Raw genomic sequence first — 11,162 nt, 5'->3', positions numbered from 1 at the left:
TTATCCATACTGACCTTAGAATCTGCACATTCCATCCGGTTTCTGTATCAGCATTTTTTATCCGAAATAACGGAGAAATCACTGAATGTATTTTATTATGCATGTTCCTATGCAAAGGTTGATTATTCCAGATTTATGAATACCACTGTCAGGATTACTTTGAAGCTGATACCGGATTCATTGCAGACGCAGCCTGTATTTCTGTGCGTGGATGATACGATGGTATCTAAATTTGGCACAAAATTTGAAAATGTTTCAAAACTGTTTGACCATGCTGCACACAACGGTTCCAACTATCTGAATGGACACTGCTTTGTGAGTGTCATGCTCTGCGTACCTGTCTGGAATAGGGATAAAGTATCTTATCTTTCCGTTCCTCTTGGCTATCGTATGTGGCAGAAAAAAGAATCTAAACTGGAACTGGCAGCCTCCATGATCCGGCAGGTTATGCCTGAATTTCACAGCAAAGATCATGTCATCATCCTTTGTGACAGCTGGTATACAAAACAGAATCTGGTATCCATCGTTGATGAATATCCGAATCTGGATCTGATTGGCAATGCAAGGATTGATTCTGTCATGTATGATCTTGCACCTGCACAGACCGGTCGTCGGGGACGTCCTGCCAAACATGGAAAACATCTTTCTGTTGAAACAGATTTTACGTTTTCCAATGAAAAGATTGGTGATTATTATACCTGTGTCCGCCGGGTTCTCGCTAAGATCTTTGGCAATAGGGAAGTCCTTGCCTATGTCACTGCCACAGAAAAAGAACATGGTACAAAACGACTGTTTTTCAGTACCATTTTTCCGGAAGATCTGCAGATTTTCTGTGCATGGCAGGAAAAAGCACCATTGAACCAGACCGGAAGTGACCGTATGAAATACATTCCACTGTTGCTATATTCGTTACGCTGGAATATTGAAACAAGCTACTATGAACAGAAAACGTTCTGGTCTTTTTGTAACTATATGGTGCGAAGCTGCAAAGGGATTGAAATGCTGGTCAATCTGATTAACATCAGTTACTGTGCCATGAAGATTCTGCCCTATCAGAACGAACATTTTTCTGAGTACCGTACAAAAAGCGTACAGGAGTTTCGTTTTGAATTAAGTCAGGGCATTCGCAGTCAGATATTTTTTGCCACTTTCGTGAAAAATATCGAAACACATATAAAATCAAATGCCATGGCAAAGGCCTTAAAACAGCTGATTCATCAACAAGTCTATCATTTATAAAGTTGTAAACTGGTGTATATAGAAGATACTTCTCAATACTAATATGGAATGATATAATAAAAATAAAGACGAACATTTTTTTGAATCAAATTATGGCTTGTTGGAGGTATTATGAAAATCATATCAGTATTTAACAATAAAGGTGGAATAGGAAAATCTACATTGTGTTTTCATTTAGCTTGTGCTCTTAATGAGATGGGGAAAAAAGTATTGTTGCTTGATTTGGATCCCCAGTGCAATTTGACTATTTGTGGTATGAAAGAAGAACAGTTGCATGCGATTTGGGAAGAAGAGGAGCCTTTTATTGACGATTATGAAAGTGCATGGAAATCAGATGAATTGGTAGAAAAAGTATTAGAGTCCCCTCGTTCAATACATTTTTTGTTAAAAGCCACTGAAGAAGGTGTGAACGAAATAGAAAATTATCCAAATCCAATAAAATTATATGATAATTTAGACTTAATTCCAGGACGGTTATCTATTCATCAATATGAAAATAAAATTGCTGAACGTTGGAGTAGCGTTTATCAAGGAGATAATTTGGGGATTCGTACTATTACTAATATAAGGCGAATATGTGAAAAGTATAATGAAATACTATAAATGAGCAAATTTGAAAAAATGCACAAAACTATCCTGCTAATTTCATAAACGCTTCAAAATCAATACTGGATTTTGCACATTGAAACAGATATTGATACTTTTCCTGCTGAATGGTACTGCGAATCAGTTGATATCCTTCCTGGAAAGACTGATATCGTCCAGTGCCTATAACACAGATATAATGTGCCATTGACATCAGCAGCCAGTATCTTTGGATCCCTTTTGAGGAACGTATCTGGTAGGTATCCAGTGCCGGCCGGGTCTTACATTGTCTGAAAAAGACCTCAATCGGCCATCTGCACACATTGCAGGAAAGGATCTCCAGCGTTGATAATGCCACGTTTGTGCTGATAAAAGCCCGCAGTGCTTTGGGATTTCAAAATGCCTTTTCAGGATAACTTAAAAGAACAACCGCATTTTCGATACCATTCAGGTTTCCTTCATACCGGTACACATAATATTTTCGGTTTTTGACTGTCACAAGGTCAAATCCCTTCTCTGTTACCGATAATTCAGCAGCAAGTTCGCTGAGCTTCTTTTTCATTCCTGACGGGTACAGCAGGCGGTTTGTTTTTAAAGCTCCAATGGTATGGAACTCCTTTTGTACAAATGTGTTGATTAATTTTTCAGAAACATACCAACAGTCACAAAGGAAATACGACATGACTGGAGGTTCTGGCAGTTCCTTTGCAATGCTCTGCACAATATCAATCTTGGAAATGGATTTATTGTACAGTACAAAAGCATAGTTTAGGACAATGCCATTGCACGAAAGCATAACAGCAACCGCCTGATGACCATAATCCTGTTTTCCCTTTAAATGGGACTGGTGAAAATACGCATCTTCAATTGGATGCAGAGCCTGTGACGAAGGCTTTGTCTTTGAAGCTATGGTATCATCCACAATACAGAAAACAGGCTTTCCGGTGCGCTGTGCTTCTGAATAAATAATTTCAACTACGGAGGATTTTAAAGTATTTTCAAGTAAGGTATCATCCCATTTCCCGGAATTGAGGAAATGTGCGATGGTAGTTCTGTGGCAGGAACTGTTTTGTGCAAAGTCGGTAGTTTTTCCATGGTAACCCGAGATAAAGATACTGTTCAGGATACTCATGAGATGACCGATCACTCTGTTCGAAAAAGATTTGCATAAATTTAATTTCTTAAACTGGTCGTATAAGAATGTAGAATAATGTATAGTATTTGCGAGAGGCACCTTCTTTCGTAAATGTTGCAATGTTTGTTTCGTCACTTTCATTATACAACACGAACGATTTAAGGTGTCTTTCTTTTTATGTAAAATCACGAAATTGCTCATTTATAGAATCTTATTTATTGACAGAGGAAATTATCGGTGTTATTATGTTTATTATAAAACATACTAATTCGATAGGAATAATAGGTGTAAAGGAACTGACGATATGAAATATGATGTAGGTATCATTGGAAGCGGTCCGGCGGGTTTAAGTGCGGCAATCTATGCAAAGAGGGCTAATCTGTCAGCCGTAGTGATAGAAAAAGAATATGAAGGAACCGGACAGATCGCAGAAAGCGGACAGGTAGATAACTATCCGGGATTTCCGGGCATCAGCGGTTATGATCTGGGTGAGAACTTCCGGGAACATGCAGTGAAGCTTGGGGTATCCTTCATGGAACAGGAAGTAACAGAGATAAAGAAAGAAGCTTCATCAGATTTTGAACTTGTATTTGCAGACGGTTCGCAGGTGGAAGCGAAAACCGTAATCTATGCGGCGGGAGCCACACCGCGAAGAGCGAATATTCCGGGAGAACAGGAATATGCAGGAAAGGGTGTCTCTTACTGTGCAATCTGTGACGGTTCATTTTACAGAGGTAAATCAGTCGCAGTTCTTGGTGGTGGAGATACAGCACTTGATGATGCTGTTTACCTGGCGGATGTGGCAGAGAAAGTATATGTGATCCACAGGAGAAAGGAATTCCGAGGAGCCGCTGTTACAGTGGCGAAACTGAGAGAGAAGGAAAACGTTATCTTCGTACTGGAGCATCAGGTAAAAGAGATCATCGGAGAGCAGAAAGTAACCGGAGTAGTTCTGGAAGATGCAGATGTGATAGATGTGAACGGTGTATTTGTTGCTTACGGAGCAGTACCACAGACAGATCTTCTGAAAAAATTTGCAGTACTGGATGATTCAGGTTATGTCAGAGCAGGGGAGACAGGAGAAACCGCTCTGGAAGGGCTGTATGTGGCAGGAGATGCAAGAACAAAGAAACTGCGTCAGGTGGTAACTGCGGTTTCGGATGGTGCCAATGCAGCAACCGCAGTGGCAGAATATCTGAAATAGAAGAAACTGAGAGAGTATTACGATAATTCAACCGGCTGTAAGGATACCGGACAGCCGCAGATCTGGAAAAAATATTTGAAAAAACGCTCTAAAAACACAAAGGAGAGATAAAAATGGCACAGAAAGTAGATTATGCAGCCTTAAAAAAAGGCGGATATATGAGACAGAAACAGAAAGGTTACGGTTCCCTGAGACTGGCAGTGGTTGGTGGAAACCTGACTGCAGAGAATATTAAGACAGTAGCAGAAGTAGCAGAAAAATACGGCCGCGGATATGTACATATGACTTCCCGTCAGGGCATTGAGATTCCCTTTATTAAAGTGGAAGAACTGGCAGAGGTAAAAGAAGCACTGGCAAAAGGCGGTGTGGGAACCGGTGTGTGCGGACCACGTGTACGTACAGTTACAGCCTGTCAGGGTTCAGAGGTCTGTCCAAGCGGATGTATCGACACCTACACACTGGCAAAAGAGCTTGATGAGAGATATTTCGGACGGGAACTCCCGCATAAATTCAAATTTGGTGTTACAGGATGCCAGAATAACTGCCTGAAAGCAGAAGAAAACGATGTTGGAATCAAAGGCGGCATGAACATCGAATATAAGGAAGACGACTGTATTTCCTGTGGTGTGTGTGTGAAAGCCTGCAGACAGGATGCACTGAAGATGGTGGACGGCAAAATAGAACTGGATGCGCAGAAATGTAATCATTGTGGCCGCTGTGTAAAGAGCTGTCCGGTGGATGCATGGAAAGGAACTCCGGGATATATCGTATCTTTTGGAGGAACCTTCGGAAATAATATCTATAAAGGAGAAGAACTGCTTCCTCTGATCCCGGATAAAGAAACACTGTTTCGTGTGACAGATGCGGCAATTAATTTCTTTGAAAAAAATGCAAATCCAAGTGAACGTTTCCGCAAAACATTGCAACGTGTGGGAGAAGAAGATTTCCGCAGTCAGCTGAAAGATGCGTATGAAGGACAGTGAAAGGAGAACATAATGGCTGAATTAGATTTTGAAGTAACCGATGAGGTTGATATTACCGATAAAGTATGCCCCCTGACATTCGTGAAAGCAAAAGTAGCAATCGAAGAACTGGAGGATGGAGAGATTCTGGCTGTCCGCATGAACGATGGCGAACCAGTGCAGAATGTTCCGCGCAGCATGAAAGAAGAAGGGCATAAGGTACTGAAATTAACCGATAATGAAGATGGTACTTACACCATGTATGTAAGAAAGGTGGAAGACTGATGGCAGTACGGGTAAGCAAGACGGATTTTGAAGAGAAAGTCCTGAAGGAAAAACTTCCGGTTCTGGTGGATTTTTATTCAGATTCCTGCGTGGCGTGTAAAAAGCTGGCACCGGTTCTCGGAAATGCGGAAGACGATTATGAGGATAAGATTAAAGTATATAAAGTAAATACGAACTTTGATGTGGAGCTGGCAGAGCAGTATGAAGTGCAGGCAAATCCGACGTTGATCCTTTTTAAAGACGGACAGGCGAAAGACCGGAAAACAGGAGCACTGAAACAGGCAGAGTTAAACAGCTGGATTGAAGGATTACTCTAAAAAGAGAGCAGGCATAAAGGAGAAAAATATGTTTATCACAGTAGCAGGAGAGAAAAAAGAAGTAAAAGACGGACTGACACTTCCGGAACTGATCGCACAGGAAAATGTAGAGATGCCGGAATATGTAACCGTTTCTATTAATGAAGAATTTGTTGCATCAGAGGATAAAGAGTCTACCGTATTAAAAGAGGGAGACAATGTAGAATTTCTGTATTTCATGGGAGGTGGATGCTAAATGGCAATGACAGATGAACAGATCGAGCGTTATTCCCGTCACATCATCTTAAAAGAAGTGGGTGCAAAGGGACAGAAGAAGCTCCTGAAAGGAAAAGTACTGATCATCGGTGCAGGCGGTCTTGGTGCACCTGCGGCAATGTATCTGGCAGCAGCAGGTGTGGGAACAATCGGTATTGTGGATGCGGACGAGGTAGATCTTTCCAATCTGCAGAGACAGATCATCCACAGCACAGCAGATATCGGAAAAGCAAAGGTAAAATCAGCAAAGGAAACCATGAATGCCATGAATCCGGATGTGGAAGTAAAAACTTACCGGATGTTCGTAGACGCATCCAACATCCGCGAACTGATTCGAGAATATGATTTTATTATTGACGGAACTGATAATTTCCCGGCAAAATTTCTGATCAATGATGCATGTGTACTGGAGAAAAAACCATTTTCCCATGCAGGTATCATTCGTTTTAAAGGTCAGCTGATGACCTATGTACCCGGGGAAGGTCCATGTTACCGCTGCGTATTCAAGAATCCGCCGCCCAAGGATGCAGTTCCTACCTGTAAGCAGGCAGGTGTCATCGGAGCAATGGGAGGTGTCATCGGTTCCTTACAGGCAATGGAAGCAATCAAGTATCTGATCGGTGTAGGTGATCTTCTGACAGGATATCTTCTGACTTTTGATGCGCTGACAATGGAATTCCATAAGGTTAAACTGCCGAAGGATACTCATGACTGTGCAGTATGCGGAGATCATCCGACAATCCTGGAACCGATCGACTACGAGCTGGAGGTCTGTGAGGAAACAGCAGGCCGATTTGCCACAAGAGATGAGCAGTAAATACAAGAAAAACCTGATGCAAAACAGGAGAAAAGTATGGCTATAATAAGAATGAGAGATCATCTCTATGATGAGATCGTTAATTATGCAAAAGAGCATCTTCCGGAGGAAGCCTGCGGGCTTTTGGCCGGAGTGGAAACCGGGGAGGGAAGGGAAATCCGAAAGGTATATTTTCTGGAGAATAAAGATCATGCAGAAGATCACTTCACCCTGGATCCCAGAGACCAGATAAATGCGATCAGGGATATGCGTGCCAATGGATTGAAACCGCTGGGAAACTGGCATTCCCATCCGTCTTCTCCATCCCGTCCGTCAGTGGAGGATATCCGTCTTGCTTTTGATTCAAAGGCAAGTTATCTGATCCTGTCACTGATGGCGGACTATCCGGTATTGAACAGCTTTCATATTGAAGGTGGGGAATGGACAAAAGAGGATCTGAGGATTTATTCAGAAGAATATTATTTTTAAAGATTTACAGACAGGAAATTTTTATAATAAAATCGTGACAACTTCAGAATAAGACTTGAAAGATTATGCAAAATAATGGAGTCCGTACTGGTTCTGACGGCGGTAGAGCATAGTGGACTCGTCAGAGCTTATACCAGACGGGGAGAAATTCAGTTTGTTAAGAAGTTAGAAGAGAATTAAAAGAGAGCAGAAAATAGAAAAATCATCATAAGGAACTTCCTGATAATACTTATCGGAGTTCTGTATGATGATTTTTTTATAATTGTTTTTATATCCCTCCTCTTAAATGTGTTATTTAAGAGGAGGGCAGGCTCTTTCCGATAAACTGCAAAGCAGATGATTTTATTTGCCTGACTCAAATCAGATATTCAGCAGATCACTGTATACCTTCAGTGCTCCGTCAGTATTGTGTGCAAGAACACGTTTTGCAAGGACTTTGCCAAGCTGAACACCTTCCTGGTCGAAGCTGTTTAAGTTCCATACGAATCCCTGGAACATGATCTTGTTCTCGAAGTGAGCAAGTAATGCACCCAGAGATGCAGGTGTAAGTTCTTCACCTGTGATGATGCTGGAAGGACGTCCGCCCTTGAAGTTCTTGTTCAGGTTCTTATCTTCTTTACCGCATGCAAATGCTACGATCTGAGCAGCAACGTTTGCACAGAGTTTCTGCTGGCTTGTGCTGTTCTCGATATCTACGTCTACACCAAGCTGGCTCTTCTTAAAGCCGATGAACTGAAGCGGAACGATGTCAGTTCCCTGATGTAACAACTGATAGAAGGAATGCTGTCCGTTTGTACCTGGTTCACCGAAGATAACAGGTCCTGTTACATAGTCTACAGGTTCACCGAAACGGTTTACGGATTTACCATTGGATTCCATATCACACTGCTGTAAGTGTGCAGGGAAACGGCTTAATGCCTGAGAGTATGGGAGAACTGCTGTAGCAGGATATCCCTGTACGTTTCTCTCATAAACACCGATCAGTGCATCCAGCATATCCGGGTTCTCAAGGATATTTTTATTTGTAGCAAGCTTGTCCTCGGCAGCAGCTCCATCGAGGATCTGTGCAAATACTTCAGGACCGAAAGCAAGAGAAAGGATCGCACCGCCTACACCGGAAACGGAAGAGTAACGTCTGCCGATATAGTCATCCATAAAGATTGCTGTAAGATAATCTTCGCTCTTTGCCAGAGGTGATGTCTCGCTTGTTACGGCAAGCATATGTTTGGATGGGTTTAATCCTGCTTTAACCAGAGCATTCTTTACGAAGGCTTCATTTGTCAGTGTTTCAAGAGTTGTACCGGATTTGGACACAACGATGAACAGAGCATGAGCAAGGTCTACGGAAGCAAGAACAGCAGCTGCGTCATCAGGATCTACGTTGCTGATAAATTTAGCTTCCATCTTGGATGTGTTGTTTGCTTTAGCCCAATTCTCAAGAGCAATATATAATGCACGAGGACCTAAATCACTTCCACCGATACCGATCTGTACAACAGTTGTGAATTTCTCGCCGCTTTCGTTAGTAATCTCACCTGCGTGAACTTTATTTGCGAAGTCTGCGGCTTTCTTCTGCTGTGCAACGTAGAATTCACGTTTGTTGACACCATCAACTACTACGTCTTCGCCAAGCTGTGTACGTGCAAGGTGATGAAGAACCATACGTTTCTCTCCTGTGTTGATCACAGCACCGTTGTATAATTCCTGGAATTTGTCAATAAGCTCAGCCTCATCTGCCAGTTTTGCAAGTGCATCCAGAACTGTCTCATCAACCTGTTTTGCAGCGTAGTTGTAAGTTAAGCCGGCTGCCATCGGTGTGCTGTATTTCTTTACACGTTCAGCACCTTTCTCGCCTGCCATGGCATCTGCAATATTTACATGACCTTTCAGTTCGGCAAGTTTGCTGTAGGAAGCAAGAGTGTCGAGATTTTTCCATGTTGCCATAATAATATTCCTCCTTTAAGTGACTGCAGCTGTATGGCCACAGTTATTAACTATAATTATACTGAATAATTGTTCTAATTTCAATGCACGAATGTATGGGATTCAGAGATATTTCGGCACTGCTGCGCGAAAATTTTGTGAATATTTCTCTGTCCTGCTTTCCTGACAGCACAACTGTAAAAGTTTCACTGCAGTGGGAAAGCAATATGTAAGCAGCAACCGGTCTGCAAAATCACAGCTTTGAAAGGTAAAAATAATTCGTATTAAATTTATTGAATTTAAAGCATCTTCCTTTACGATGGAGTAAAATAAAAGAAAAAACTTTGTCGAAAAGGAAGAAAAATGAACAGAGAACAGGAAAGAGCCAAGAGAAGACTGGAAAAGAATCCAGTTGTTGAATGCAATAAGATTCAAAATAAATATTACCCAGAGTTATTTGCCAAATTTGCTAAGGTGGATGATCCGCGAAATCAAAGTTATATTGAATATCCAGTGAGGGTTATGCTTGAAACCATGTACTACAAATGCATAGGCGGAATTTCAAGTATGCAGGAAATGACACGAAATTTAATGATGATGCAGTTGTAGAAAATCTCTACTCATTCATGAGTGAAGAAAAGAAGGAGTATCCACCTCATGGTGTTACAGAGAATGAATTTTTAGCAAGACTGAATCCGGAGGAACTGGAAAAAATACAGAAAGATATTGCTTATTCTATGATCCGTAGAAAAACATTTGATGATGCCAGGGTGTTGAAAAGGTGGCAGATCATTATTGATGCCACAGAACTGGATGAGGGATATCAGAAAAAGAATGAATATTACCTGAGCCGCTGCTATAACCGTGGAGAAGCAGATGAATTTACGAAGTATCACAGAAGCGTGCTCGAAGCAAAACTTTATCTGGGGAATAACCTTGTATGCAGTATAGCATCTGAACCGATCCAGAATTCTGAGGAATATATCAATCAGAGTGAAGAAAAAATAAAACAGGACTGTGAAAGTAAAGCATTTATCAGACTTGTAGAAAAGATTAAGAAACGTTTTCCGAGACTTCCGATCATCATAACGACAGATGGATTGTATGTCAGTCAGAAAGTTATACAGACCTGCACAGATAACGGCTGGAATTATATCATCCGTTATAAAGAAGGAAGTGCATCATCCATCGCCAAAGAATATGAGTCATTGCCGGAAAAGAAAAGATAGGTTCAGAAATAGAATATCAGAATCAGATTATGTTTCAGAATACAGATGTAAATCTGATATATTATTATACAGAAAAGAAGATTAAGCCAGATGGAAAAGAACAAACAACAGAGTTTGCATGGATTACAGACATTACAATCACAAAAAACAATGCCAGAAAAATAGTAAATGCGGGAAGAAACAGATGGAAGATAGAAAATCAGGGATTCAACCGACAGAAACATTGGCAGGGAAATATAGAACATGCATGTAGTTGGAATGAACAGGCACAAAAGAACCATTACCTGATGGAGCAGATAGCAGATTTCATAAAGCAGCTGTATGAGTATTTCTATTTGGCAAAAAATGAAATAAAAAAACTGCAAAAAAATATATCTCCTGAGTTGTTAGCCAGCTTTGGACGGCAACTAACGAAACCAGAAGATATAAAAGTGGAGCTACATAGCGCAGTTCTAAACTGATTTAATTTTAGCAAAGAAGGTGATGCCTGACAAGAGAAAAACACAAATTTATGCACATTTTTTTAGAGAGAGAATCAGTGTAATCATTCAATGTGGATAACTTTCCTAAATTTACAAGAAATGTGTAAATATGTGAAATTAAAAAGTTGGCAGGCTATAAAATAAATTTACGTTACTGTTCACTCCGTTCACAGTAACGTAGCCAAAATTCATTCCAGATTGCCTGCGGCAATGGAATTTTGGCTTGTATGTCTCGGGATTTTGGCATATTCATGCCAAAAC

Annotated in this window: 15 protein-coding genes; 12 read left to right on the top strand and 3 right to left on the bottom strand. The window is 41.0% G+C overall.

Going from position 1 to position 11,162, the window contains the following annotated elements; genetic code table 11:
* Together ACTNES_RS16505 and ACTNES_RS16500 are read left to right on the top strand one after the other, a co-directional pair.
* A partial coding sequence (locus tag ACTNES_RS16505; protein WP_441040134.1) for an IS701 family transposase occupies positions 1 to 1,239 on the top strand: 1,239 nt, incomplete at its 5' end.
* A 111-nt stretch (positions 1,240 to 1,350) separates the two neighbouring features.
* A complete protein-coding gene (locus tag ACTNES_RS16500) occupies positions 1,351 to 1,842 on the top strand; it encodes a ParA family protein (RefSeq protein WP_320813428.1) in 492 nt (163 codons plus the stop codon).
* Positions 1,843 to 1,870: 28 nt separating this feature from the next.
* On the opposite strand, the gene ACTNES_RS16495 is transcribed toward ACTNES_RS16500, so the two are convergent.
* Positions 1,871 to 2,182 (bottom strand): hypothetical protein, encoded by a 312-nt coding sequence (locus tag ACTNES_RS16495; protein ID WP_441040133.1) that lies wholly within the window; start codon positions 2,180 to 2,182, stop codon positions 1,871 to 1,873.
* A gap of 36 nt (positions 2,183 to 2,218) precedes the next feature.
* A complete protein-coding gene (locus tag ACTNES_RS16490; protein WP_441040132.1) occupies positions 2,219 to 2,956 on the bottom strand; it encodes a hypothetical protein in 738 nt (245 codons plus the stop codon).
* A gap of 307 nt (positions 2,957 to 3,263) precedes the next feature.
* On the opposite strand from ACTNES_RS16490, the gene ACTNES_RS16485 reads away from it, so the two are divergent.
* The 7 genes from ACTNES_RS16485 (at position 3,264) to ACTNES_RS16455 (ending at position 7,267) form a co-directional block, all read left to right on the top strand.
* The gene (locus ACTNES_RS16485) at positions 3,264 to 4,163 is read left to right on the top strand and encodes an NAD(P)/FAD-dependent oxidoreductase (RefSeq protein ID WP_441040131.1); all 900 of its coding nucleotides are present in this window, start codon (positions 3,264 to 3,266) and stop codon (positions 4,161 to 4,163) included.
* A gap of 113 nt (positions 4,164 to 4,276) precedes the next feature.
* Positions 4,277 to 5,146, top strand: a complete 870-nt coding sequence (locus ACTNES_RS16480) for a 4Fe-4S binding protein (RefSeq protein ID WP_022379859.1) — start codon at positions 4,277 to 4,279, stop codon at positions 5,144 to 5,146.
* A 12-nt stretch (positions 5,147 to 5,158) separates the two neighbouring features.
* Positions 5,159 to 5,410, top strand: a complete 252-nt coding sequence (locus ACTNES_RS16475; RefSeq protein WP_008705273.1) for a sulfurtransferase TusA family protein — start codon at positions 5,159 to 5,161, stop codon at positions 5,408 to 5,410.
* Complete coding sequence (trxA, locus tag ACTNES_RS16470) at positions 5,410 to 5,727, top strand: thioredoxin (RefSeq protein ID WP_008705272.1); 318 nt, start codon at positions 5,410 to 5,412, stop codon at positions 5,725 to 5,727. The genes ACTNES_RS16475 and trxA overlap by 1 nt, the downstream gene beginning before the upstream one ends.
* A gap of 28 nt (positions 5,728 to 5,755) precedes the next feature.
* On the top strand, positions 5,756 to 5,962 hold the full coding sequence (gene thiS / locus ACTNES_RS16465) for a sulfur carrier protein ThiS (protein WP_008705271.1): 207 nt from the start codon (positions 5,756 to 5,758) through the stop codon (positions 5,960 to 5,962).
* The gene (locus ACTNES_RS16460) at positions 5,963 to 6,799 is read left to right on the top strand and encodes a HesA/MoeB/ThiF family protein (RefSeq protein ID WP_291816375.1); all 837 of its coding nucleotides are present in this window, start codon (positions 5,963 to 5,965) and stop codon (positions 6,797 to 6,799) included.
* A 36-nt stretch (positions 6,800 to 6,835) separates the two neighbouring features.
* Complete coding sequence (locus tag ACTNES_RS16455; protein ID WP_055054157.1) at positions 6,836 to 7,267, top strand: M67 family metallopeptidase; 432 nt, start codon at positions 6,836 to 6,838, stop codon at positions 7,265 to 7,267.
* Between the two features lie 360 nt (positions 7,268 to 7,627).
* Here ACTNES_RS16455 and ACTNES_RS16450 read toward each other — a convergent pair whose 3' ends face one another.
* Entirely contained in the window at positions 7,628 to 9,211 is a 1,584-nt protein-coding gene (locus ACTNES_RS16450) for a glucose-6-phosphate isomerase (protein ID WP_441040130.1), read from the bottom strand.
* A 342-nt stretch (positions 9,212 to 9,553) separates the two neighbouring features.
* On the opposite strand from ACTNES_RS16450, the gene ACTNES_RS16445 reads away from it, so the two are divergent.
* From ACTNES_RS16445 to ACTNES_RS16435, 3 genes are read left to right on the top strand one after another with little or no spacing between them, the layout of a single operon-like run.
* A complete protein-coding gene (locus ACTNES_RS16445; RefSeq protein WP_441040129.1) occupies positions 9,554 to 9,799 on the top strand; it encodes a hypothetical protein in 246 nt (81 codons plus the stop codon).
* A gap of 17 nt (positions 9,800 to 9,816) precedes the next feature.
* Positions 9,817 to 10,419, top strand: a complete 603-nt coding sequence (locus tag ACTNES_RS16440) for a transposase (RefSeq protein ID WP_441040128.1) — start codon at positions 9,817 to 9,819, stop codon at positions 10,417 to 10,419.
* A gap of 29 nt (positions 10,420 to 10,448) precedes the next feature.
* Entirely contained in the window at positions 10,449 to 10,880 is a 432-nt protein-coding gene (locus ACTNES_RS16435; protein WP_441040127.1) for a hypothetical protein, read from the top strand.
* The last annotated feature ends 282 nt before the right edge of the window (positions 10,881 to 11,162 follow it).

Source organism: Blautia sp. HCP3S3_D9, from assembly GCF_052063845.1.
Lineage (GTDB): Bacteria > Bacillota > Clostridia > Lachnospirales > Lachnospiraceae > Blautia_A.
The sequence above is the reverse complement of the archived record's forward strand: the minus strand, read 5'-3'. Positions and strand labels throughout refer to the sequence as shown.

What these genes read in the sequence shown, in the direction of transcription:
- ACTNES_RS16440 (WP_441040128.1), top strand. Translation starts at nt 9,817, where the DNA reads ATGAGTGAAGAAAAGAAGGAGTATCCACCTCATGGTGTTACAGAGAAT.
- ACTNES_RS16500 (WP_320813428.1), top strand. Translation starts at nt 1,351, where the DNA reads ATGAAAATCATATCAGTATTTAACAATAAAGGTGGAATAGGAAAATCT.
- thiS (WP_008705271.1), top strand. Translation starts at nt 5,756, where the DNA reads ATGTTTATCACAGTAGCAGGAGAGAAAAAAGAAGTAAAAGACGGACTG.
- ACTNES_RS16435 (WP_441040127.1), top strand. Translation starts at nt 10,449, where the DNA reads ATGTTTCAGAATACAGATGTAAATCTGATATATTATTATACAGAAAAG.
- ACTNES_RS16480 (WP_022379859.1), top strand. Translation starts at nt 4,277, where the DNA reads ATGGCACAGAAAGTAGATTATGCAGCCTTAAAAAAAGGCGGATATATG.
- ACTNES_RS16455 (WP_055054157.1), top strand. Translation starts at nt 6,836, where the DNA reads ATGGCTATAATAAGAATGAGAGATCATCTCTATGATGAGATCGTTAAT.
- trxA (WP_008705272.1), top strand. Translation starts at nt 5,410, where the DNA reads ATGGCAGTACGGGTAAGCAAGACGGATTTTGAAGAGAAAGTCCTGAAG.
- ACTNES_RS16450 (WP_441040130.1), bottom strand. Translation starts at nt 9,211, where the DNA reads ATGGCAACATGGAAAAATCTCGACACTCTTGCTTCCTACAGCAAACTT.
- ACTNES_RS16445 (WP_441040129.1), top strand. Translation starts at nt 9,554, where the DNA reads ATGAACAGAGAACAGGAAAGAGCCAAGAGAAGACTGGAAAAGAATCCA.
- ACTNES_RS16475 (WP_008705273.1), top strand. Translation starts at nt 5,159, where the DNA reads ATGGCTGAATTAGATTTTGAAGTAACCGATGAGGTTGATATTACCGAT.
- ACTNES_RS16460 (WP_291816375.1), top strand. Translation starts at nt 5,963, where the DNA reads ATGGCAATGACAGATGAACAGATCGAGCGTTATTCCCGTCACATCATC.
- ACTNES_RS16485 (WP_441040131.1), top strand. Translation starts at nt 3,264, where the DNA reads ATGAAATATGATGTAGGTATCATTGGAAGCGGTCCGGCGGGTTTAAGT.
- ACTNES_RS16490 (WP_441040132.1), bottom strand. Translation starts at nt 2,956, where the DNA reads ATGAGTATCCTGAACAGTATCTTTATCTCGGGTTACCATGGAAAAACT.